This is a genomic window from Chryseobacterium formosum, from assembly GCF_026460885.1.
Taxonomy (GTDB): domain Bacteria; phylum Bacteroidota; class Bacteroidia; order Flavobacteriales; family Weeksellaceae; genus Chryseobacterium; species Chryseobacterium formosus.
Genome location: NZ_JAOVZW010000013.1, coordinates 338822 through 364360, shown reverse-complemented (window position 1 = coordinate 364360; position 25539 = coordinate 338822). Strand labels below are relative to the sequence as shown.

21 protein-coding genes are annotated in these 25539 nt (G+C 30.6%); 10 read left to right on the top strand and 11 right to left on the bottom strand.

Annotated elements, in window-relative coordinates; genetic code table 11:
- Positions 1 to 73: 73 nt before the first annotated feature.
- The 4 genes from OF897_RS12265 to OF897_RS12250 form a co-directional block, all read right to left on the bottom strand.
- Positions 74 to 1309, bottom strand: coding sequence for a restriction endonuclease subunit S (locus OF897_RS12265; RefSeq protein ID WP_267265971.1), 1236 nt, complete (start codon positions 1307 to 1309; stop codon positions 74 to 76).
- Complete coding sequence (locus OF897_RS12260) at positions 1303 to 3744, bottom strand: type I restriction-modification system subunit M (protein ID WP_267265970.1); 2442 nt, start codon at positions 3742 to 3744, stop codon at positions 1303 to 1305. The genes OF897_RS12265 and OF897_RS12260 overlap by 7 nt, the downstream gene beginning before the upstream one ends.
- Before the next feature lie 126 nt (positions 3745 to 3870).
- Positions 3871 to 4836 carry a hypothetical protein gene (locus tag OF897_RS12255; RefSeq protein ID WP_267265969.1) on the bottom strand — a complete coding sequence of 322 codons (966 nt, stop codon included), beginning with the start codon at positions 4834 to 4836 and terminating at the stop codon, positions 3871 to 3873.
- A gap of 2 nt (positions 4837 to 4838) precedes the next feature.
- Positions 4839 to 6821: an AAA family ATPase gene (locus OF897_RS12250; protein ID WP_267265968.1), complete on the bottom strand. Its 1983-nt coding sequence runs from the start codon at positions 6819 to 6821 to the stop codon at positions 4839 to 4841.
- Between the two features lie 826 nt (positions 6822 to 7647).
- Between OF897_RS12250 and OF897_RS12245 the strand changes: the two genes are divergently transcribed.
- On the top strand, positions 7648 to 8610 hold the full coding sequence (locus OF897_RS12245; protein ID WP_267265967.1) for a restriction endonuclease: 963 nt from the start codon (positions 7648 to 7650) through the stop codon (positions 8608 to 8610).
- Between the two features lie 83 nt (positions 8611 to 8693).
- On the top strand, positions 8694 to 8837 hold the full coding sequence (locus OF897_RS12240) for a hypothetical protein (protein WP_267265966.1): 144 nt from the start codon (positions 8694 to 8696) through the stop codon (positions 8835 to 8837).
- A 63-nt stretch (positions 8838 to 8900) separates the two neighbouring features.
- On the opposite strand, the gene OF897_RS12235 is transcribed toward OF897_RS12240, so the two are convergent.
- A complete protein-coding gene (locus tag OF897_RS12235; RefSeq protein ID WP_267265965.1) occupies positions 8901 to 10181 on the bottom strand; it encodes a DUF3945 domain-containing protein in 1281 nt (426 codons plus the stop codon).
- Positions 10182 to 10242: 61 nt separating this feature from the next.
- Positions 10243 to 10686 carry a JAB domain-containing protein gene (locus OF897_RS12230; RefSeq protein WP_267265964.1) on the bottom strand — a complete coding sequence of 148 codons (444 nt, stop codon included), beginning with the start codon at positions 10684 to 10686 and terminating at the stop codon, positions 10243 to 10245.
- 709 nt (positions 10687 to 11395) lie between these two features.
- Here OF897_RS12230 and OF897_RS12225 point away from each other — a divergent pair.
- From OF897_RS12225 to OF897_RS12200, 6 genes are all read left to right on the top strand, one after another.
- Entirely contained in the window at positions 11396 to 12253 is an 858-nt protein-coding gene (locus tag OF897_RS12225) for a DUF5677 domain-containing protein (RefSeq protein WP_267265963.1), read from the top strand.
- Positions 12254 to 12282: 29 nt separating this feature from the next.
- Positions 12283 to 13965 (top strand): hypothetical protein, encoded by a 1683-nt coding sequence (locus tag OF897_RS12220; RefSeq protein WP_267265962.1) that lies wholly within the window; start codon positions 12283 to 12285, stop codon positions 13963 to 13965.
- A 257-nt stretch (positions 13966 to 14222) separates the two neighbouring features.
- A complete protein-coding gene (locus OF897_RS12215) occupies positions 14223 to 15176 on the top strand; it encodes an MBL fold metallo-hydrolase (RefSeq protein WP_267265961.1) in 954 nt (317 codons plus the stop codon).
- A gap of 90 nt (positions 15177 to 15266) precedes the next feature.
- A complete protein-coding gene (locus tag OF897_RS12210; RefSeq protein WP_267265960.1) occupies positions 15267 to 15638 on the top strand; it encodes a ComEC/Rec2 family competence protein in 372 nt (123 codons plus the stop codon).
- A 264-nt stretch (positions 15639 to 15902) separates the two neighbouring features.
- A complete protein-coding gene (locus OF897_RS12205) occupies positions 15903 to 16280 on the top strand; it encodes a hypothetical protein (protein WP_267265959.1) in 378 nt (125 codons plus the stop codon).
- Complete coding sequence (locus OF897_RS12200; protein WP_267265958.1) at positions 16217 to 16621, top strand: WYL domain-containing protein; 405 nt, start codon at positions 16217 to 16219, stop codon at positions 16619 to 16621. Before OF897_RS12205 ends, OF897_RS12200 begins: the two co-directional genes overlap by 64 nt.
- Positions 16622 to 16637: 16 nt before the next feature.
- Here OF897_RS12200 and OF897_RS12195 read toward each other — a convergent pair whose 3' ends face one another.
- A complete protein-coding gene (locus OF897_RS12195; protein WP_267265957.1) occupies positions 16638 to 17324 on the bottom strand; it encodes a hypothetical protein in 687 nt (228 codons plus the stop codon).
- A gap of 166 nt (positions 17325 to 17490) precedes the next feature.
- Between OF897_RS12195 and OF897_RS12190 the strand changes: the two genes are divergently transcribed.
- Positions 17491 to 18363: an HNH endonuclease gene (locus tag OF897_RS12190; RefSeq protein ID WP_267265956.1), complete on the top strand. Its 873-nt coding sequence runs from the start codon at positions 17491 to 17493 to the stop codon at positions 18361 to 18363.
- Positions 18364 to 18712: 349 nt separating this feature from the next.
- Here the strand turns inward: OF897_RS12190 and OF897_RS12185 are convergent, their stop codons facing one another.
- The 3 genes from OF897_RS12185 to OF897_RS12175 all read right to left on the bottom strand — a co-directional run bounded on the left by OF897_RS12185 (position 18713) and on the right by OF897_RS12175 (position 21972).
- A complete protein-coding gene (locus OF897_RS12185) occupies positions 18713 to 19321 on the bottom strand; it encodes a DUF2971 domain-containing protein (RefSeq protein ID WP_267265955.1) in 609 nt (202 codons plus the stop codon).
- A gap of 132 nt (positions 19322 to 19453) precedes the next feature.
- Complete coding sequence (locus tag OF897_RS12180) at positions 19454 to 21298, bottom strand: DUF262 domain-containing protein (RefSeq protein WP_267265954.1); 1845 nt, start codon at positions 21296 to 21298, stop codon at positions 19454 to 19456.
- Between the two features lie 47 nt (positions 21299 to 21345).
- Positions 21346 to 21972, bottom strand: coding sequence for a hypothetical protein (locus OF897_RS12175; RefSeq protein WP_267265953.1), 627 nt, complete (start codon positions 21970 to 21972; stop codon positions 21346 to 21348).
- A 204-nt stretch (positions 21973 to 22176) separates the two neighbouring features.
- Here OF897_RS12175 and OF897_RS12170 point away from each other — a divergent pair, with 204 nt between their 5' ends.
- Positions 22177 to 23322, top strand: a complete 1146-nt coding sequence (locus OF897_RS12170; protein WP_267265952.1) for a hypothetical protein — start codon at positions 22177 to 22179, stop codon at positions 23320 to 23322.
- Positions 23323 to 23538: 216 nt separating this feature from the next.
- Here OF897_RS12170 and OF897_RS12165 read toward each other — a convergent pair whose 3' ends face one another.
- The gene (locus OF897_RS12165) at positions 23539 to 24996 is read right to left on the bottom strand and encodes a DUF3945 domain-containing protein (protein ID WP_267265951.1); all 1458 of its coding nucleotides are present in this window, start codon (positions 24994 to 24996) and stop codon (positions 23539 to 23541) included.
- Positions 24997 to 25539 lie beyond the last annotated feature (543 nt).

Here is a 25539-nt window from a genome sequence, read left to right as displayed (position 1 = left end):
CCAATAATAAAGGTCACAAATACCTGGGGATTACATAGTAAATATTCTTTCATCTTTATTGTCCTATTTTTTATTATACTAATCTAATCCTTCCTGTCAACAACTCCTGCATTAATCCTTGTTTGACTTGTTTGGCTTTGGCAAGTTTTTGTTCTAAAGCTTCTATTTCAACATCCATATCAAAAAGAATTTTGGCAATTCGGCTTTGTTCAGATTTTGATTTTGGATATTTGAAATTTAAACTTGATAATTCGGAACCATATAGATGATAGACCGTAGAACCACTAACAAGCTTTAAAATTTCCTCTTTATTATTACTCACAAAATAAGAAAAATAAGCACCATCAATTTCTTTCGTAAATCTGATAACTAAAATATCACCTCCTATTAAAACTCCTTCTTCTTTAATACAACTTGCTGTTGCTAATCCCCTTGGTGTAACATCTGATGTAGGCATTAGTACATCATTTACTTTTGAAAGAAATGACGATGAAAAATTAAAAGTCTTATTAGTGATTTTATTGATGACCTCTTTATGTTTTCTGAAAAGTTCTCCATAATGAATACATTTTACATTTCCATTAGAATTTATACTATTTTTTGGTAATCCATTTCCTTTAAAAAAATTAGCTACTTCACCTAATAATTTCACTTCCCAATCTTTTTTAGGAGTAAGCAATTTTTGCATAGCACCTTGTTTGATAAGCTGTTTCTTGAAGATAAGTTTTTCTAAACTTTCTATCCAAATATTAATATCACTTAATATTTTTGATATGGCTTGTTGTTCGGAAAGCGGTGGAATTGGAATTTGAAACTTTTTAAATGTAGTTGTAGCTTGAGCAATTGCGGGCACTCCTGTATGACCTTTACTCTCCAAAATAATATTCTGTCCTTTATCTGAATGAAAAAATAAAACAACAAATTCATATATGACCATTTTATTTGTAGAAAATCTAAATTGACTTTGAGAAATGACATATTCTTCAAAACTCGAATCTTCAGGTATATAAGCCATTTGTCCTATCGTTCCTCGATGAGTAACAACAATATCCCCTCTTTTTGCTACGGCTTTCTTTAAACTTTTAGCTTTTTCTACTGTGACAAAATTTGAATATCTTTCTTTTAGCTTTATTCCACTTATATTATATCCATTTAATACTGGAACTCCTTTATTAACAAAATTTGAAACCTTAATATCTGATCCAAAAGGTCCCATAGAAATTTCCGAAATGATCTCCAGCATCTCCTTCACCTCCCAATCTTGAGGAATAAGACCAATATCTGTCTGTATAAATTTTGTCTCTACCATTGCCACCCCATTTTTTGTAAATGTAACTTTACTCTGGTTTCATATTCCTTTAAAGTTGTTTCTGCTTCAGGTAAAGTAACTTTATAACGTTCTACCAACTCCATAATTCTCCCAGTAAGTGTTTGACTCATTCTTTCTTTTTCTTCGTGAAGACAACTTTCCAAATGTTTTAACCATTTTTTATTTATAACCAAGTCTTTGATGTGATTTTCTGACAATTTTGGATACATTTCTATCACTAATTTTTCAATAGTTTCCTTCTGTATTTTAATCAGCTTCGTAAAACTTGATATAGCTTCATTAAGATTAATATAATTTTCAATAACATCTATTTCTTCTTTTGGAGCTTTCTCACTTTTTCGCTGTTTCAAAAGTCCTTTTACAGAGGTAAGATTTACTTTTTCCAAATCACTGAAAATACCGTTTTCTACTTCTGTTTCCTCTTTTATTTCCTCTAGTTCTGCTTTAGCATTTTCAATTTGTTCCTCAAAATCAATAACAGTTTCCCATTCTTTAGCAAAAAATTCTTGAATTAATAAGTCTGGCGTTATCATTCGTCCTATGATACCTTCCAACCCATCTATAGCCTTATCCTTTGCAATTTTTCCATCTTTCCCTTTTTTTCCTTTAATAATTTCCCTTTCCCATTCTATCCCAGCTTCCCAGCCATCAATAGCAATAGTATAAAAGTCATCCTGCATAACTTCTTCCCAATAAAGCATTAAATACTGATACATATTGTAAGGGTCAATTAATGCATCTTTCTTAAAGGTTTTTAGAATAGAATCTCCTAAATCGACTATCTCTTTTTTAGGATGTATACCTTTGTTTAATTGCTTAAAATAACTTTTTTTGTCTTTTATCCAATCATCAAAAGTTTTTTGTAATTGATTTCTATAAGATAAAAATTGAGGATGGTTAAATATTGTATTTTTTACCTCATCATTAGATACTTTTAAATTATAGTAGCCAACTCTTTGGGGCTCAAACAGACTGTTTTTTAAATCTGGAAAAATATTCCAATATTTCTCAAACGATTTTACATCCCTTTCTGGAATACCTCCGAAAAAATGAGCACCAATATCTTGAATATCACTCTCCTGTTGGATGTCTATATATCGCGGAATATTGAGATTATAGTCATTTTTATCATTGGCAATCTCGTCTAATGATATCATTTTACTATATTTTGGAACCTCAATGAAATTATTGAATATTTCTGTTATTTTACGAATATCTTTTTCTTGCAATCGGTTTTTATTACCGTCTTTCACAAAATCTTTACTAGCATCCAACATAAAGATTCCTTTACGTTTATCAGCATCTTCTTTGTCTAAAACAATAATACAAGCAGGTATACCAGTTCCATAAAACAAATTAGGAGGCAATCCAATAATTCCTTTTATATAACCTTTTTTAGTAATGTTTTTCCTAATTTCACCTTCAGAATTTCCTCTAAACAATACACCATGAGGTAATACGACCGCAGCTTTTCCTGCTGAACGCATTGATTTTATAATATGCAATAAAAAAGCATAGTCACCGTTCTTATCAGGAGGAATCCCCAAGTCAAAACGACCATATTCATCATTACTTATGCTAATGCCATTACTCCAATTTTTTAACGAAAATGGAGGATTTGCCACAATATAATCGTAAGTTCTTAGACCCGTTTCTTGTTCATTTTTCCACTTAGGTCTTGAAAGTGTGTTGTCTGCGGCAATTTCCGCTGAAGGATTACCATGTAGAATCATATTCATACGAGCAAGATTGGCTGTTGCAATCTCTTTTTCCTGTCCGTAAAGTGTAATATTTTTTTCCGCTTCTTCCGCTACTTTCAGCAATAAAGATCCCGATCCGCATGTGGGATCATAGGCTGTTGTCTGTGCAGTAGAGTTACTACCACTAATACCTATAATTTTTGCTAAAATACGACTTACTTCTGCCGGAGTATAAAATTGCCCTTTAGATTTGCCTGATTCAGTGGCAAAATGGCGCATTAAATATTCATATGCATCTCCTAATAAATCATCATCATTTGCTTTATTGCCAGAGAAATCTAAATCAGGAGAATTAAAAATGAGAATAAGATTGCCAACAGTATCAATTAAATCTTTTCCTTTCCCCAATTTTCCTTCATCATTAAAGTCCGGAAAGTCATTTAATCCATTGGCTTCTTTAATTGGATAAAGAATTTTTTTATTAATATCATCTCCAATATTTGATGTTCCAACCAAAGCCAACATATCATCAAAAGAAGCTCCTTCCGGAACTTTTATGGCTGAAAATTTTTTTCCCTTATATTTATCGGATATGTACTTCACAAATAAAAGTGTGAGTACATAGTCTTTATATTGAGAGGCATCCATACCCCCTCTTAATTCATCACAACTTTTCCACAGAGAGTTGTATAACTCTGACTTTTTTATTGCCATTTTAAATCATTCTAATGATTTCAATAAAATTTTGAAATCTATTATTATAATATCACCACAAACTTTCAGTCAAATTTAGTAAGCAAATTATAATTGTTGGCAAATTTAATTTATATGTCAGACTAATCAAACTTTAATAATTCCCAATTCTATTAAAATATCTTTTTTCATCTTGCTTAAAGGCCTTCTATCAAATTTAGCTTCTTGAAAATGAACACCGAATGCTAAACGATAGACCTCATTTCTATCTAATGTAATACCGGAACCAGATAAAATATTGTTTTCTAACATATCAATATAATCTTCCGAATAAGCATCTTTTATTCTTCGTAAATCTTCAATTTCATCTTCATGAGCCTTAAATATCTCTTCTAATTCAAATGCATTAACAGATACTTCCGAAAATTTATTATCAGGCATAATTTTAAATATAAATTTATCATAATCTCTGTGATCATAACTAAATGTATATTTAAAATCTTCGATTAGGTTTTTATGGTATGGATGAAAGTGAGTAGATATTTCAAAAGGTGTAGATCCTTTAACTCCACTATTACAAACAGAACAACTCGGAATTAGATTATAAAATGATAATGCTAATAATGGATGCTTACTTTTAGGAAACCAATGATCAAAAGTTGGTCTTGTAATTTTTGTTCCTGAACTATTAATTACAGTTTTGGTATAAATACGATTACAATAAACACAAGTTGGAATATCTAATTTCTCTGCTAAATGATAAGCATTATAATTTCTGTATGTTGCTTTATCATCCGTCTTTATCCAACTATCATAATTCATCAATGTCTTTAAAGATTTTTTCAAACCTGTTGATAAAAACTTATTTTTTATCACCTCAAGTTCATCAGGTGTACCGATTAAAACCTTTCTCAAATTATCTTCATCATTAAAAAACTTAGCAATAGTACTTTTTATTCCGTTAACTTTTTGAATCTTATTCATATTACTAACTGGAGGTGATTCATTAAAAATTTTTCCATTAATCTTTTTTTTAATTATATACCTCATAAAAAGATAATGATTATCCCTTGCCTCAATAATATTGGGAAGATTAATATTTATATATTGCATAATTATCTTTTTTTCTTTCTTAGTAATGTAATTTCGTCCTCAATAATTTGATTATAATATTCGCTATCCGGAACTAAATCTGTAATCATTTCTGATAGCTTTAGCTTAGTAATCTTTTCATCAATAAGATTAATAACCTTTTTATAATATTCTAATCTCTCTAGAAATTCTGGAGTAGATTTTCTAGTCTCAGATAAATTTTTATTTTCATTTATCCAATCTATAACTTCTCTTATTTTTGATTTTGAAAAATCACCAATCAACCCATCATCTACAAAAAATGAATGAGCCAATAAATTCGTAATATTTGCACCGAAAGTTTTTTGTATTCTATCATTTTCTAAAATTACACTACAATATCCCTTGTCTTTATAAAGAAATACAACATTATCAATTGGCAAATCTGACAGAGTAAATGGATCATGTGTTGTAATGATTATCTGGAGATTAGGTTTTATTTGTAAAGTTTCAAAAAAATATGGTAGTGTTTTTAAAATTGCTTCAATATATTTTTTTTTCCAAACAGGATGAAATCCTAAATCAGCTTCATCTAATAATAAAATATAATTTTCTTTGTCATGTAAAGATTTGCTTTCTTTTATCAGATTATCCTGAATAAAACTATATAATTTAGAAAAGAAATTAAGTAAAGCATTTTCACCAGAGCTCATATTTCTATCTGTTGGTCTAAATGATAAAAAGCCCTCTACATAATTATTCTTATCAACAAGATTCTCAAATTTCGGGTAGTAATCAAGAAGATTTATAATGATTTTCTTATGTAACTCCATAATCTCCTTAACCTCATTCAGGTTTAGTCTGATACTTTGTTTTTTGATATTACTGGGATCTTTTTCTTTTTCAAATAAAAAATTTAGCTTTTCAAAAAATAGTATAATACCTTCATAATTAAAAATTTCTTTTTTAAAATTTCCTTTCTCAATATAGCTTTCTTTAATAAAGTAAAAAAGTAGTTCAATAGATGATAAATCTTTAAATTTATCCATATTATGTGAATCTTCTATATTACCTTCCTGCAACCAAGTGTTCTCTTTCTCCATTTGCTGAATTACAACAGAGATAAATGCTTTTATAACAAACCGTTCTAATAAATACTTATTTACATCTGCTTGATTTTCAACATTATTATTTTTATCAAATGTTCTTATTAGATGCCAATTTTTATTTTCATTTTCAGTTTTTTTTAAAATAAGCTCAATTATAGGTCTTAAGTCAAAAGGAGTGTTATGAAAATCTGAGAATTCTATATCCCTAAAATGTAGTATTCCTGTTTCATACTGTGGCAAATTAAATACTTCTCTGAAAACTATATTATCCTTAAAAATATTAGAATTTAAAAATTCGATTTGTCGCATTGAGTTTTTAAAAACAAGTTCAGTATGTAAGCCAAATCTCCAGCCATTTTCATTTGTACCTTTTTTATCTGTTTCTGCCAAATCGTCTTTTATAAATTGATCCAGAGAAATATCATACTTATCAATCTCACTAAAATTATCATTATACTTCAAATCAAAATGAGGAGAATAATATATACTTTGATATTGTTCCTGATCTACTTTTGGTATTGAAACATAATCTATTCCTTCACTTGTTTCAATTTGTAAATGTAAAATACTATTTCCTGACTGTAGAACTTTAGTTTGACCATCAACTTCTATTAATATTACAGAATTATTATATGGTAAAGAATAATCATTTTCTACAAATGAGCTTCTAATTATATCTAAAACAGTGGATTTACCCACGCCATTTTGTCCAACAACAGCACTTAATAAGTTTACACTTGAGTTACTTTCTGAAATATTAAAAAAATCAGGAATATATTTATCATTAAGTTTTCTCTGAACAACTAAATTATTATCATGCATTTGTTGAAAAAAATATAGATACTTACCACCAAAATTTAATGTTTGAGGTTTATTTATTAGATATTCGTGTTCTTTTAAATAAATACTTGTTATCATTATGTAAATTATTTTAAAATTTGCCTTGGATTTGGAAGCAAATTAATCAAAATTAAATAATTATGACTAGGTATTTTTACTGTATTTTAAAAGATTATTAATATTCAATCGTTCCAACATAAATCTTTAGTCAGTGCGTAAAATTTATTACTCAAGATATTAATTTGTAAATTTTAGCACTCTTTTTTTTAAATATAGCCTAGCCAAAATCAAGCTATGTTTTAGAAATATGATTGCATCAAACTTAGCAAAAATGTGTTGCCGATCACACAGACGAATTGCATCTTTACCACAACATTCTTCACAATCCTTATTAATTTTAAAGAAAACCTATAAAGCTAAAAGTTTTATAGGTTCAAAATTGCGCAACGTAAGAACTTTAGGAAGAGACAATAAATGTAATTATATTTTATTACTAAAGTATTTACAATTTTTTTTATTTTATACATACTTCATAACAGTTTTTTATATTTGTAAAAACTAATATTTTCATAATGAAATTTGGGCTAAACACACTCTGGACGAAAGGGGACTCAGAAATTCATCTGGTTCGTAAGATGAGCGATATACTAAGAGTAAATTATTACACTTTTAATATTTAAGAAACCCATCAACATAGAATTTCTTATCAATCTCAAACTATTAGTAGAAAAGAATGTCGGGAACTTTCTATATTCACAAGTTAAAAGTTGGGTATTTAATGATTATCCTAAGGATGAAGAAAGAGATTTCACGTTCAATTTGAATGCAGAAATTAAAGCTGAACATCAGAAAAAAAGGACTGAATAAGTCCTCTTTACTAGTAATTCGTTTGTATCTCAAAAATATGATGACACCAACAAAAAAAGATGAACTAATTCGTGATATTCTTGTTTTAGAAAACTCTATAACAAGTCCTAGAGATGATCGAGAAATTTGCTTTACATTTCATCAAGCAATTTCAAAACTGTTATCGAACGATGGCTTTACAACTATACTTAATCCAAGTCCAGACACAAGTAAATTTGATTTCATCTGTACAAAGCAGGATTCTAAAGAGAGGATATGCATTTCTCTTCAAAATTCAGCTAAAAGCGTCAATGAAGATCGCGTACATGAAAGAGTTTCGTTTGCGTTCAACTATCCCTATGACCGTCTTATTTTATTTGCACCTAAAGGATTTACCTCTGCATGTTATCGTTTTGTAAATATTACTGATCCCTTGAAAGTTGAATTATTAACTCTAGATGACCTAAAATCGTGGACATCTAGAATAGAAATAGAATCTAATCAAGGATTTCTTGAGTATGAAGACATAATTAAAGTTGTAAGTAAAACATTTATAGAGAAAATTGCTGAAGATTCTAATTTTCTCCTAAAATTAGAATGGAGAGACTTGGAAAAAATGATTGCAGAGCTATTTGAAGGTTTAGCCTTTGATGTAAAACTCACAGCACCAAGCAAAGATGGAGGCAAAGATCTTATTGTAGAAATCAATAAAAAAGGAAATGCAAAAAAATATTTAGTTGAGATTAAACACTGGAAATCAAAAAAGAAAGTTGGACAAAAATATGTGAAAGAGTTTTTGAAAGTCATTTGTAACGAAAAAAGTGAAAGCGGATTATTACTGTCAACATATGGTTTTACTTCAAATGCTCTTGAAGGTTTAACAGAATTTGAAAGAAAAAGTATCAGGTTTGGAGATGAAGAAAAAATAATTTCGCTTTGTAAAACTTACTTAAAAGTTAAGTCCGGAATTTGGACACCTTTAAATGACTTACAGGGAATATTTCTTGAACAAACTCTATAAAAAACTAATTAATTATAAATAATAAATTCCGCAACCTTTTTTCAAAAACATAACAAAGCCCTACCAGGCCATGTTTTAGAAATATGGTTGCTCCAAATTCCGCAAAAATGCGTTTCCGACCGCAGGAAGGAATTGCATTTTTGCCACCCGATTTTCCTTCAGCCATTTCCAATGTTAAAACTCAAACAAAGCAACCTGCAAAGTCTTTCGACCTTGCAGGTTGCTAAAAATTATATTCTAAATTGATTACACCCTTACTCTAGAATTCCAAAAACATCTTCATGACTCTCCTATTTCTTCTTCGGATTCTTAAAAGAAAACACAATTTCCCCTATCTTCTTTTCAAAACGAATATAACCCTGATAAGTGCTCCCTTTTTTACTCTCCAGCCCCTTGATATAAGCCGTCTCCCCTGCCTTCAACTTATCCATCTGCCATTGAAGAAGCCTAACCCCTCTGAAATGTGAAGGAACTTCCCTTTCAGAATGATGTACTTCGCTAAAACCAGAACTTCTAAATTTATTCTCAAACAAAAACTCCACCCATTGCCTATCTGCATTGAACTGCACCGTTGCAGAAAAAAACTTTCCCTTCTTCGACAACATATTTTCAATAAACAAAGCTTTCCCATCAAGAAGCACCTGCTTCTGTTCCAAATCCAATCTCACACCGCAAAGCATATCAGGAATTCTCACCAATTCCATCCTTAAAGAGATTAGCTCATTGGTCATCCTGTCCAAACTTATCAAGGAAGGAATTATCTCGCCTGTAACCGCATCAACAAGATCCACCACTCTTCCCATATTCCCTGAATTTAAAAGATTGACCCTATCCTCTTTTGTAAACTTATGACCCTTAAACTTCTTTCTGAAATCCACTTTCTTACAAACCCGATGCACCTTAACGATCAATTCTCCATCATCATCGATCCGCAACTGCAAGCGTGCATCAATCTGACTTACCATTTCCCCATCATTAAAAAGTATCGGGATCAACATCGGTGTTTTATAGCCTTTTAACAGAGCATCCAACGCACCGATTTCTTCCAACCTTTCCCTGTAAAGACCCAATTCAGCCATCGTGTCCCACGGCACATCCTTGATCTGATAGCGGTATTGGGAACTATTATTAATAATATCTGACCCATTACTAAAACCATTCCTCAAAACAAAAGACCCGCTTTCAGCATTCTTTTTATTTCTGATGGACTCGACCGCTTCAATAGACACTTCAACCGCTTTCAGATCTTGTCTCTCACCCTCCGATAAACAATCAATGTACTCTTGTAAATCTATAGCTGTATCGTGCTCCTCGAATTCCCTCACCTTAAAAAATGAATATTCAGAGGGATCTTTCAGCTGATGGTAAAAATCCGAATAGAAGTCCGTAAAAGAATTCTCCGACGAATCGATCCTCAAGACCGTATCAACCTTACTTCGGTCAGGCTGAACGTCTATCAAATTTCCGTTTTGTTCGATTCCCTGTACAATTCCGATAGAATTGTTACTGTGACGAAGTACCAATAAAGTACTCACCTCTGAAACTGCCGTATAATTTCCCATTTTGTTCATGACGATTATTTTAGATATTATTTGATACTATTATTTATTTGATTGCTTATTATTTTACTACTCAGATCATCGCATTATCCGCAAATGAGAAATGAGAATCCGACGTTAAAACCACGTGATCCAGCAACGACATACTCAAAATTTTTGCAGCCTCTTTGATCTGTGCGGTCATTTTAATATCACAACTTGACGGCTTCAAATTTCCCGAAGGATGATTGTGGGAAACAATGATCCCCGAAGCATTGCAAAGAAGTGCCGCCTGCATAATAATTCTGACATCTACCAATGTCGAAGAAATCCCGCATTCCGATATTTTCTTAATTCCCAATACCTTATTCGCCTGATTCAGGTACAGCGCAAAGAAAGATTCCCTGTAGTCCATTTCCTCCGCATCAAAATGTTCCCTGAAAACATCCACTGCATCAGTTGAAGATGATATAGACCTTTCACAATTTCCCTTTCCTGAGTAGCTCAATTTAATTTCGTTCACAATATTGCATTTCATAATTTCCTGCTCCGAGTACGGCGGAGACCTGTTTTTCCCGCACTTACATTAAAAACCAGTGAATTGCAGCTTGAAGGAAACTTTGACTTTTCTTATCTTTTACTTGGTCATATCATCTGATAAATTGATTTATACTAACATCTGACGAAGTGGTTTACATAAGAATTTGATTAATCGATTTATAAAAGAATCTGATCAATCGATTTTAACCAACATCTGATGAGATAATTTATACCAAGAGAATAATAAGGATCAAAATTTCAATGAACTGCAATTGCATCTTGTGAGGTTTCTGACTTTTTCTATGCAGATAACCATTCAGGCAGGCACAAGGAAAACTGCAATCAATACCTTGAAAACAATAAGAAAGAACATTCATGAAGCTTGAAATCTTTTTGCGGAGGTTCTGGAATCCTTGATTCCGGATACCCAAAAAGATTTTTTTCTGCAGGGACAACGGAATATATTTGCTATAGAAAATTGGATGACCTCAAAAGCAACTGTTTTATGAAAATTTGTTGTTAGTTTATAAAATAAAAAGCTACCGTCCGCAAATTAAATATCAGCAATTTTACAGATGACGAGATAAAAAATATCAATAAAAAAAAAGTTGCGCAGATAGATTGCGTAGCTGGATTGTAATTTTGTATCAAGTTAATTATACACTTATAATATTTCAACAAAATGACGGACAAAAATAAAAATTGAAATGCTTTTAGAGACTGCTTCAACTGATTTGCTCACTATTAAAAATCATTTGGATCTTACTGCAAAAATATTAGCAGATTTAATTCAATTATATAAAAATGAAATAAATCCTAACCTTGATTTTGGTGAAGCTTATATTGAAACTTTAAATATCAAAATTTTACTCGCAACAAACACCGGGCTGCAACTGGCAAATGGTCAAAATTTAAAAGTGCTTGACAAAGAAATTCAAATTATTGATATTTCATCATTATACGTTGTTGCGAGAACTATCATCGAATGTTTTCTAACAATTGAATATCTGTTCGTTAATGATATCTCGCAAGAAGAAAGGAATTTCCGATTTAAATTATGGAAAATAGCGGGTTTTATGATGAGACAACAACCAATCAACGATATTAATCAAATCCATTCTGCAAAAATAGAATCAGAAAAAGAAGAAATTGACAAACTAAAAAAAGAAGTTAAAGCATCACAATTTTACTCTCAATTATCAAAAAATCAAATTTGGAAATTGGATGCTTACGGAATTCCAAGAACAATAAGTTGGTCTGATTTACTTAGCAAAAGCAGTATAAATACTAAATTACTCGATGGTTATTACAAACTTTATTCTAATTATGCTCATTCTGAATTTGTTTCAATAATGCAATTGAAGCAAATGAACTTAAATATAGCAAGTCAAATAGCAATAGATAATTTAACTTCTACCTTAAATAATATCAGAATTATTAATTGCGTTCTTATAAATTTATTTTTACAAAAATTTGAGGAATCTAAGGAAATCTATGAAAGATTCGATGATAAAACAAAATATATAATCGATTTCTGGAATTCTTTTGCAACTAAAGAACAATAATATAGCGTACAATATTAATATTTAAAAAATTGAAAAAACCATTTATTAGACCCGTCTTAGATTCTGAAAAAAAAATAATGGAATCTGCAAAACTTAAAAATTTTATTCCAACAGTAAAGTGTTTAAGAAAGTTAGCATTAGGAGGAGAGTTTGAAATTCAACTTCTATATACTACTGTTGACAATAAAGTGGTTCAACAATATTTTCCGCTTGAGATTTTAAATAGTAGGGAGCAAGGTCTGTCTTTTCAAATTAAACTTGATGAAATTTTAGATATCGGGGGTGTTAGATATAAAGAAAGTTACGGATTGGATAAAGCGTTAACTATTATTAGAGAAGGCGACTTTCTCTATACCAACATAGATTCTGTAATAAATTTTAAAACAGAGTTTCCAACTAAACCACAATATCTTAATGGAATTCTAAATAATCTTAAAACATTTCAGACAAGTCCAAAACCTAGTTATACAAGACTGGTTATTAGAACAAGTGATATCGACCTAACCTATCCGACAGATATTTTAAAATTTGAAGGAAATCATTTGAAATTTGATGATGAAAGCTGGTTTTATCAAAAATCACTAATGGGTTTACCATTTCATTCAACTAAAGGAATGTCAGTTGATGTAACTATAAATGGTTATAAATTTGATTTTTATGCTTTAGAGCCTCTCAATTCAATGATTATTGACTCAGTAGATAAAATTGATTTAGATGATTTTAAAACATACTCCTATATCATTAGATTGTGCTTTGCCTTTTTATCAGGAAAGTTCTATAAAGATGAAGTTGCTTACATTTTATCTAATGAAGAAAATTTCGAAACAATAGATGATTATGAATATGTTTTGGAGTCACCTTCAATAATATCAAAAAATCAAGTAATTAACCCTACATTTTTCTTTCAGACATTTAAAAATAGAAGCGAACAGGAACAAAAGGATTTAGCAAAATATCACACAATGTTTGATTCAAAATTGTTTTCGGTATTCTGTGAAAAAGTTTCATCCCATCCCGAACTTCTACGAACACTTGAACTTGTAGTTACCACAGGTAATTTATCAGATCCCATTCAAAAAGGTGCTCTTTATTCTGTAGCTATTGAAACTATCACAGAGTTTTTAAAAAATCAAAATCAAGAAATTTTTAAGCCAATCCAAGATAATGCAGTATCCAAAAGATTTAGAGAAGAACAATTAAATCTTCTAGAAAAATACAGAAATGAAATAGATCCTAAAGGTTTTAAAATTTTAACCAATAAAATTAATAATTTAAATAGTCCTACTAATAGAGATAAACTAGTAAAACCTTTTGAATTGTACGGAATAACTCTTGATAATGATGATTTGACTGTTTTACAACAAAGAAACAATTATTTGCATGGAGGAGTTCCAATTGATTCAAATTGGAAAGAGGAAATTAACGCCAATACACTCAAATTACACAATCTTTTAAGTTTATTAATATTAAAATTTATTGGGTATAGTGGACATTACATTGATGTATCGGGATGGTACTTTATGCAATTAAACGAAGTTCAAGATATTTTCAGAAATGTTGATCATAATAAAATACAACATATCTTAGAAAAACTAAAGTTTAGTAATGAAGATGAATTAAATATAGCGGAAGCACTGGAAGAAATTAAAGACTATAATAAATATTTGAAATCCATAAAGTTAACGAGTAGTATAATCAAAATAATAGAGTAACCTTACAAATAATATATATATATTAATCGGCGTATAAAGAAAAGTTCAATATATTATAAGTAGTTTAAAAATTAGACCTTTTTTTTCTTTATACAATTGAGCTAACATAGCTGTCAATTTGAAAAATCCATTGATATAGTTTAATAATCGATCTAAGCTACTTGTTCAGTAAAAACAGATTTAATCATTATCTTTAAACATTCCCATTCAATGGAATCATGTTAAGCTCTGACGAGATTGTCAAAAATTACATAACGATGCATAATTTAAATCAAGAATTTATTATCCACCCTGTAGGCCAAGGATTATTTTATAGCGGAAAGATTTCGCACAAAAACAAAGTTAAATTTCGAATGGTTTTTGATTGCGGGAGTGTTACTTCCGGTGCATATCAGTCGGAAATTAATATTTATCGTGACGATGATTTCTTGAAATACAAAATCATTGATCTACTAGTAATATCTCACTTCCATCAGGATCATGTTAATCAAATCGGAAACTTATTAAATGGAAAAATTAAAATAAAAAAATTAGTGATGCCTTTTCTGACTTATGAAGAGCGTTTATTCTTGGTACTAAAACAATTTACCCGCGATCCGGGTCAATCAGAAGATGATTTCTTTATCAGATTTGCGATAGATCCCTTCGGAACCCTAAACGATAATCTTGATGGCAACTCGGAGGTTTTTCTCATAGAATCAGATCCAACCGGACCTTTGGATAGAGATCAGATTAGTGATGAATCTAGAGATTTTAATACTGATAATCCGGAAAAAAGGTTCGAGTTTAGTTTTAAAAATAAAGAACCGATCACCCCAAGTGAAAACCCAACCACATCAAATACAGATGTAAAGGGTTATAAAGTTTTTGATTCTGAAAATGGAATTGTGTGTGCTGAAGAAGCCGTTTTAATGGAGTTTATTTTTTACCGCAGAAAAGTTACAGAGAACGAAAGAGCCTACTATGAAGAGGTTGTTAGATTGTTTTATGAGGAATTTAAAATTGATTCAAAGCTACCAAAAGATGAATTGTTAAATGAAATTATTGAGACCGTTAAAGAAATTACGTCAGGGAAAGATATAGAATCGATTTTTCTCAAAGCTAAGAGGAAGACTAAAATAAAAGGTATCAAGTTGGAAGATTCAAACACTACTGCGCTTTCTCTACTCCATAGAAATATGCCCGCCATCTTGAAGTTAGGCAGAGATTAAAGAAGAAATGAAAATTATTATTTTCTAGACGGAGATGTGACAGTTAACACAATCCACAAATTTGTAGCCTCTAGAATTGAAACAGCATTGATGACACCTTATCACCGATTTCTCAGGTCAGTGATGGAAAAACATCAGTTTATTTTTCCGAACGCATTATTGACGTCCGATAGTTTTCTGCTAGAGAAAGATGATATTAATCCATTTATAAGTCATTATGAAAGATATTGGGGCGATTTCTGGCTTTTCCAAATTCCCCATCACGGATCGGAAAAAAACAGTGACGGTAATCTGCATTCACACTTGAGATCCATACAAAACTGTTTTATTAATTATGGAATTGGCAACATACACAAACATCCATCTGCGGATGTTATACATAGTTTAGTTGCAACCGGAAACTCTTCGAAGATCATACCGGTTAATCAAAATTTAGGGATGCGCTTCCAACTGTTTTTGTAAAAAATCACTTGTGATTTTTAGAAAGAAAATACGAAAAATTTACAAGACGACACCCCAATATTTCTACTATATTTGAAAGAAAAAATTTGACAAGACCGTTTTAAGAATGTCTTTATTGCTGAGAACTACTCTTGCGCATAACGGAACTTTGAAAATCGATGAAATCAGAGAAAAAGTACTGCAAAAATTTTAGGCTTATTCCGAAATTTCTTCTCTAAGAAAGATGAATATCCGATAAGAACATTCGGTCATGACATCAGTGCATTGAGAAATGCCTGGAAAGTAGAAATTAACGTTGATCCGCACAACCGTTACAAAGTCATTACTGATTTCGAAGGGGTTTTCCAAAATGATCTTCTTAATTCTACTATCTTTTTATCTTCTTTAAATGCAGATATGATGCTTCCGGGATATGTTCTTCCAGAAACCAGAGCTAATACCAGACTGGAATATTTTCACGTTATTTCAGAGGTTGTTCAAAATCATATAAAAATCAAGATATCTTATTTTGATTACATTTCAGAACAGGAAAAATTTAAGGAAATTTGTCCTTACAGAATTAAGCAAAAAGATTTTAAATGGATGTTTTGGCAACGGACGATTCAGAAATTCCTTTTAAAAGTTATGCTCTGGAAAGAATAAAAAAAATTGAAATCCTAGGCAATTTTAAACCGAAACAAATAGATTTTAAAATCCCTTACAAGCATGCTGTCGGAATGTTTACGAATTGTGATCCCGAAGAAATCATTCTTGAGTTCGATCACAGAGACGGACATTATCTGAAAGCAAATCCTATCCATTCCTCCCAACAAATTCTGGCAGAAACTCCGGACAGAATTCAATTTCGGTTCTTTGTAAAACCCAATGAAGATTTTCTCATGGAAGTGCTGAAAAGAAGCTGGTCAGTAAAAGTTTTAGAACCGGAGACGCTAAAGAAAAAAATGAAGAAATTTTGGACGGAAGCTTTGGATAGGAACAACTAGATAGCATTTTGTTGAGCTACGGCCGTTTTAAGAAATTTAGTTTCTCAAAATCAAAATCTGTGATGAATTTAATTTCATTTTCATTCAGCTCATATTTGGCGTTGATTGTATCATACATATCAGGTTCTCCAAACTTGTAAAATATCATAGCCTTTACAACTTTAAGAACATTGATATTTAGCGTACCTAAAACAATTCCACGATTATCCAGAAATTTATTCAAAAACGTAGGTATCAATACAATGTTTGCTAATGAATGCTTGAGTGGTGTGCTGGGTTTATCGGACAAGTGAGCTATGGTATAGTTTTTATAATCTTTACTGAGATCAATACCAAATTCGGTTTTGATTTTTTTCACAAGATTGTAATTTCCGGTTGAATCAAATTTTATTCTGATAAAATCGTCGTTCTCTCTTATAAATAATTTATTTTCGTCCGAAAGTTTTGTAATTCTTTTCTCGTCCGAAAGCTTTTTTGAAAAGCTGCCATCTTCTAGCTTTTCTACATACACTACTTTGGATTTAGTCCTTCTTACAATATTAATTTCTTCCTTCTTAATATTTTCATTGATTACATCGAACTCCCTCATTATCGTTTCGTTGTCGATAAAATAAATAGAATCAATAAAGTAGTCCAAAAATTTATTTTCGTCACCGATTAATTCGACAAGATAATCATTACCTTTTTTTTTCAATTCTTTCATAATCTTTTGTTCTTCGTCCAAATCTACAAACACTTTTCCAAATCCATCGCATTTCCGTGAATAGTCCTTCCATAATAGTCTCTTTTAAACAGACAGTCAAAGGGTGTCGGAATAATTTGAATCTCAAAAAACGATTTTTAAAAAAAAATCAACATATTATAGCACTATGGATAAATCAGACGATTTCTTCTTAACTTGGGGAAAGAAAATAGATTGGAATAAAAGAGTTTCTTCAGTCTGCAAACCTTGTTGGGAACTAAAATATTGTCCCTACGGTCCATTAGTTGAAGATTTTCCTATTCAAACTGAAAATGACGAAAAAAGTTGTCGAATTTTCGGACATTACTGTCCGGTATTTTACGTTGCGGAACCATTTACGGAAACAAAAGAATTAAGAAGAATTTCCCGGACTATTCCAAGAACTATTCAATTTAAAGTCTTAAAAAGAGAAAATCAAATTTGTCGTAGTTGCGGAAATGCAGTGTTAGATGAAAATATTCATTTTGACCATATAATCCCGTGGTCTAAAGGTGGAGCGACAGAAGAACATAATATTAGATTATTGTGTTCAAACTGCAATCAGAAACGTAGTGATAATTTTGAGGATGAATATCTTGTAAAAGATTTCAAAGAACTCATGGGAGAACCTTACGAGGTAGATATTGTCGAATTTTTCACAATGGCAATAAGTTATGGTCATGAATTCAAAAAATTAAATAATGAAAATCCAACGGCAGGAGATTATGCGGAAAGATTTGTAAAGGGAAACGTTTCATCGTTTGAAGAGCATATTGCAACAATTTTTAGCGAATTAAGTTCATTTTTTAATTCCAAAAAGCCCGCAGAACTAAATCAAAATGAATTTGAATTACTAAAAGAAAGATGGGGATTTGTTGATTCAGAAATCTATTATCTTAAAGACATGTGCGAAGTTTATGAAATAGAAATAGGTGTAGAAATTGAAAAATCGTTATTCAAAAGAATTGGAATTCGCGTAAAAGATCGCAGAACAGATTTGAAAAAATGGTCGAGATATTAGATATAACTAAGTCTCACACAACGATACTTTGTAATCAATAAATAGGTTTTATATTTTGTTTCAATACGTCATAAACATCAAAAAAACATCTACTGTTTGTACAAAACTCAGAACAAATCATAAAGCTTATTTAAAGATAAGTCTTTTACTATCATTTTTACTTGCAATGATAATTACCATAAATAACTTTATTTACTGTCTCTTTCCACTCCTCTCAAAAACATTTTTAACACCCTACAATTTTTCTTCGGATTATTAAACGAAAACTCTAACACCTTGTTTTCAAATAAAAACAGTATGGCTTCTAACTTTAAAATTTTATAGAATAAGAAAAGTCAGGAACAAAGATTTAAAATTTTAAATACTCAAAATCCTCGTAAGGAATTTCACTAACAATAATATTGCGATCAATTTTCAGCACCAATTTTTGTATTAGGATTTTATGTAATTCACTGATCCTTCTCCCTAAAATTATTCTTTTAATTTCTACATTGATATATTTATTTTGATCATTTTTTTGAAAAATTCTAACTTCTTTCTCATATTCCCAATGTATAAGCTTGGATGAAAGAATAGTTTTTGCAGATACATCAGCATTGTATGTTGATAAATTATTTTCATACTTGACATTAACAATATCATAATTTAAGTCTGAAACCTCCACTTCCAAAATAACACCTTTATGACTATTTGAATAATGAGACCACATTAACATGCTATCCTCATTCTCTGATAAACAGCAAATTTTAAGATCATTCTTTTCATTGTAAATCTTTTTTCTGACTGCACTTTGAATCGTACCATTTTCGAACAAAAATAAACCTTCCATAGGATCATTCATCAAGGAATATTTTGTTGCATAAAGTCTTTTATTTATTAAAATATCCAAAAATAAATCAAAATTATCTAGTGATCTGTATTTGTATAAAATCTTTCTAATACTAGTATTGTTAACCATATTTTAAAGTCTTAAATTGCATTTAGTATAATCTAATTAGGTTTTAATATTTAAGTTGTTAAGTAGATTGCTTAAAAAGTTCTAAGAAAACTCGAGACATTTTTTAAGCTTAATATTATCTTTCTCAAATCTTTAATTACGCTGAATCTCTAAAAATGTATCAAGTGAATTCCCTTGATAATATTTCATTATCAATTTCACGATTCTATCTTGATTTTCAATAATTGCGTCCTGATTCCATTCATTATTTTGCATTAAAACATAGTTCGTATTAGCTCTTGCTTCTATAGCACCTTTATACTTTGTTTTTTTTATTTCGTAGTTTTTATTGCTTAAAGAAGAATTCTTATTTCTGTCTATTAAAACTAAATTTCCTATTTTATGCAACCATTCTTTATGAAAGTCTAAATCAATAGACCATAGTGTATTTTCAATCTTTTGAGGCATTAAATGTTCAATACTTGAAGAGTTTTTATTGTACTGAATTTGATTATTTTTACTTCCCATTAAAAGATCAAGTTTTAATAACAAATACCTTGTTTTATTAACTTTTGTACCACTGAAACCTCCCCACCTATCATTTCTAAGACTATTCTCGAGATCATCTATATTAAGAGGCTTCTCAGAACTTATATTTTCATCAAAATAATCATATTTCAGACATTCATCATTGATCATCAATCTACTAGCTTCTTCTTTAGACAGCTCTTTTTTAACAACTTTATCATTGTAATATTCAATTCGTTTGATGATTGTAAATGTTCTAGTCATAGACTGTCTACGACCTAACAACCAACCTAAAGAAAATAAATTATCTATCTTCACTATAAATTCAACAATATTGTGTTCGTCAAAAGACTCTTTAAAATGCATTAAGGGTGTTAAATATTGCGAGCCATAAACACTCGATAAAATAAAATTTATATTTGAGAATAAATATGCCGAATCCTTTGTAGCAATACTTCCATTATTAACTGCTAGAAAATGGTTAATATATTTTTCAACAATATCTAAAGTTTCCGATCCTTTAACCATTAAACCTTTTTTGAACATAAAATCAAAAGCTTTTGTCAAAGTTTGATTGTCGTCACTTCGATACTTCATTTTAATAAAAACCACAGCCCATAAAAATTCATCAAATGATTTGTAAGGCAGATTTATCTTATTCTCAAAGTCTGACCATTTATTTGCGTATTCACGCCTTATCTTATCATCAAGTATCACTCGAAGATTCTGAGCTCTTAAAATATCACTGACTTGCAGTTGTAATCCTCTACTGTTAAGTACAGTAAATAGATTATAGGCATCGTCAAGATTATTGGGTGTAGCGAGATATAGTGCTAACACTTTGTTTGATAAATACGTGTAAAACTTTACTAAAAATTCTTGAAAATTTTCTGCGTCTTCTCTTTCCTTTGCATTAAACCAATTGAGAATGATACTCATACCATTTGCTAAATTTCTTACCGATGAGCTATTATCATAATTTTTTGCCAGTTGTTCAAGTATTTCTGAATTTAATTCAATTTCGTTAATTATATATCTGTCAATGAAATTTTTGTCATCTCTAATATCAAACTCAATTCTATTTCTTGCTGGCACATTATTAAATTCATCAGCTTCCTGAATTAATCGATTTTGCACATTTGTTTTTAGCTTTTCACTAGATGATAAATTTCGTAGAACGGCATGTAAGAGAAATAAAGTTAAAAATCTTTGTTGCCCATCTAAAATATCTTGAAACTTATATTTGATGCCATTAGATTCCGTTTCTCTTGTATTCCATATCATACATCCCACGAAATACTCTTTTTCTTTATTACTTTCTAGTGCATTTGTTATATCATCCAAGAAGTTTTCAATTTGATCAACTCCCCAAACATAGGGTCGTTGATATTCAGGTATATTGTAAAATTGTTCTTGATTGAAAATATCTTTAATATACTTTTTTCCAGTTAGTAAATTGTTATTATCCATTTTAATTGGTTATTGTTTAGCAAGTATTGAGTGAAAATTCTGTGCAGTTAATTATTTTTTTTTGAGGAAGCCTTAGTTAAAAAATCAATTTCAAAATTCTGCTCCTGAATTACTTCTTTATAAATATTCATAATTGTAAGATTGGAATCATAATAATCAGAAATCAATCTATTCTTAAAATGTAGTTTTCTTGTCAGTCTTGCGATATACCAAAATAATAGCACAGCCAATAGAAAAATTATTCTAACGGTCATGAGTGAATAGTCATAAACCTTAGAACTTATATTCATCTGAATATCTGCTCTGACGGGTTTTGAAATAATAGCTTCTGCCTTATGCGAATCTACCGCACTTGTTTCTAAAACAGTTACAGAACGATGAGTGCCAAAAGTATCATTAAGACCAGCGGATATAATACCTTCAAAATGTTGAGAGAATTTTTTTTTAAAAGAATTTTGATGTGTAAAAGTGCTGCTCAATAACAAAAGCGACAGTATTGCTAAAATGATGAATACCGCCCTTTTAACAATGTAGTAAAAGTTATTGTACCACTTTATAGGTTTTTCTGCTCTTAAATTATACGTAAGCGTATTAACATAGCGAAGTTCCTCTTCTATATGAGCTTTACGCTTTTTCTTAGCTTCAATAAAGGAGCTAATCTCAAGATAATTCATGGATATTTCAGGTTGTTAGTTTTTATGCTGAGAATATATCACAACACGATCTTCCAAATATATTAAAAATAATTGTTTCACAATTACGAGAACACTTAATTGACCTGCATTTTATTTTTTATATTAAAAATACCACAAAAGGGTGATATCAAAATATTAATTGATTTGTTACATTTATTATTTAAAACTACAAAACTAATTCTCATGAAAAAACTAATTACATTGATTTCTATCATCAGCTGTTGCAATTGCTACTGTCAAACAATTCCGTTTAGATTTAAAAATGAAAACATAGAAAAGTCTCGAAACCTTCTGCCTGTAGATTTTGACAGTAATCAACTTCTCAATCAATACAGTGATAGTATAGGAATATTTAAAGCTCGAGCCGAAGCTGCAAAATCTAAGAATTATTACCATAAGTTTGAAAAGGCATTATTGGATATTCACAAAGAACGAGAAGAGAAAATTACAAACTTGTTTATTATCAAAAATGAGAAGCTGTTGAATGATTTAAACAATGCTACGTCCCTAAGTGATATCGAAAAATTAAGAAATGAAATTGAGGATGCTGAAAAAGAAAAAAGGAAGGCATATAAAGACAACAATATCTTTCTTAGGTATGCACAAGAAATGAATTACAAAGCTCTAAACTTTAACAATTTTCAGCTTTTTCCAGTGAGAAATGCAGTAGGAGCACAGATGTATTATGATAATTATTTAACTGATAAAAAAAGTAAATTCTTAAAAAACACATTGGTTTCGTTAAGTTCTGAAGGAAGCAAGGCATCAATTTTCAATGAGCTGTACGCAGACTATTTTGGTCCTCTAAGAGTTGGCGTAGGTGTTTTGCTATCAAATACAAATAATGATCCTACTGATAGTGATTCTATTTCATCTCAAAAGGATGCTGTACAAAGACTATTGGGAGGCGGGGGTAACACAACATTTAGTCTTTCCTATCCTCTTTTAGGTTACACAGATTCACAAAATGCATTTTCATTTAAATTGATAACTGCACCCAAATTTGCAGTCGACATTCCAAAAATAGGTACATCTAGTGATAAGTCTTCCACTAATCTGGATTTGGGCTTTGAAGGAAGCATTTACTATTCTGGATTACTTGATATTTTAACTATATACTCAAATTTCAGGATTGGGTACGTTACAGGAAATAAATATTTTTATGAAAATTTAATAAAAACAGATAGCAAATCGTTTTTTTTCAATCAAGCTTCAATCGGCATCGCTATAAATTCTACTTTTAGAATAGGATATAATTACTTCTGGGGCAATCAATTTGTAAAAGATAATTTTCCCGCAACATTTTCTTTAACAATAGTTCCTAATTGAAACCAACATTTCTGTTAAACTTTATTTTAAAATAAAAATTTGGAAAAAACAACGATGCTCATCTAATATTTTTATTTTAGAGCTCGTTAGAAATTTTAATATAACTTCTAATATCAGAGTAGATATGAACTGTCTAAACAATTAAACGCCCAAAACATTGAATTTCGGATCAATTATAAAATATCTCAAAAAGATCATAATCTATTTTACTAATTATTATAATTTTCTACCTTTCTGCCTTATCGATGGTTTGTTTAATCCTATTTGTTTCTTCGGGTTCTTAAATGAAAACTCAAACTTTCCGATGTTTTTATCGAAACTGATGTAGCCTTGATATTTCTTTCCTTTGCTGTCGGTGAGTCCGTTAATATATGCGGTCTCCCCCGCTTTGAGTTTTTCGATCTGCCATTGGTAGATGGGTTTGCCTCTGAAGGTGTTGGGTACTTCTGCTTTGATTATGGTTTGAAGGGTTTTGTGTTGTAAGTGGTTTTGTAAATTATTGATGTTTCTGTTGAATAGGAATTCTACATATCTTTTGTCGGCATTGAACTGGACGGTGGAATTGAATAGGGTTCCTCTTTTGGAGATCATGTTTTCAATGAATAAAGGTTTGCCTTCTTTGAGGGTTTTCTTTTGTTCTTCGTTGAGGGTAACTCCGCAAATGACTAACGGGATTCTGATATGTTCTGCTCTTAAGGCGATAAGTTCATTGGTCAGTCGGTCTCTGCTGATGACGGAAGGGGTTAGTTCGTCGGTCATTGGATTAATCAGATTGACTACCCTGCCCATGTTTCCGGTATCCATCAAATTTTTCTTGTCTTCAGCGGTAAACTCATGACCAAAGAGTTTGCTGTTGAAATCGGGTTCTTTTCTGATGGCATGAATACGGATTTCCAGATATCCTACATCGTTGAGTCGTAAAGAAAGTCTGACATCCATCTTGGTTTCGATGGTTCCCTGATTAAAAGTAATGGGAATCAAGGTGGGTGTTTTATATCCTTTGAGTAATGGTTCTAAAGCGTCGAGCTGTTCCAGTTTCTCTTGATTGAGATTGAGTTTGCTCATAATATTCCAGTCAATCTGTTCGGGAAGATAACGGTATTGCTGTTCTTTAATGTGAGGATGGATACTTTTACTTTGTTGGTACTGGGTGAATTTATTTCGACGATCCAGTTGTGCTTCTACCGCATCGATAGACACCGCATAATCTTTGAGTTGGTCGATTTCTTTAACGCTTGCCTGATCGATGTAGTTTTGAAGGTCTTTGGCTGCTTCTTTGGCTTCGTATTCAGTGACTTTGAAAAAGGTGAATTCTTCCGGGTTTTTTAATTGGTGGTAGAAATCTGAATAGAATTGGATAAAACTGTCTTCTTTTGAGTCAATTTTTAAGTTGGGTTTTGAATATCCCTGGTTTGGTTCGGTATGATTGATCGTTCCGTCTGGATTGATATTTTGGACGATACCGATGGTGTTGCTGTGGTTATGGAGAACCAATAAGGTGTCGGAGGATGTTATATTTGCGTTTTGTTCTTGATCTTTACTTTTCTTTGCTTCCATAATGAGATAGATTATTTTACAGTAAAATATCAAATCCATATTTTGATAAAAACAAATATTGCGTGAAAGACACTTTTTGGCATTGACTGTCCAATTAAGATTTACGATGAGTTTCAAGTTTTGCAGCTATAACCTGAAGTTAGTCTTTTAGGTGTGTTTAACTATTTTAAAAGCTACACTAACAATAAAGAAAAATAATCGTTTGAAATTTACCTCACCCGAAAGCAACTTGCTCCGATCACAGGGTTAAGAATTGTAACCTTTATCAAAACCATTAAAAAAAAGGACGATGACGAAATTTTAAAAGTGATTGACAGTAAAATATTTTATTAAATTTGGCCGTAAATATAGATATATTCGAATTCCAAAGATTAAAAAAAGACTCCCTAAGCTTTTTGCAAAAAGACAAGCTAGATGAATTTATTTTACTGAACTTTAGAGGCACTAACTAATAAGTTTGAATTTCTTTACTCTGTAGCCCAATGACAGTAAATGTGAAATCCTGGTCATGATGATAAAAAATACTTGTAAAAGGAACACTACATATATATTCAGTGATATAAATCTCATATATCCTTTCATTTTTCAACAAAAATATAATTTCATCACCTAAAAAAAATCTCAATTTTTCTTGATGGTATACAATAATGTTTTCGCTCT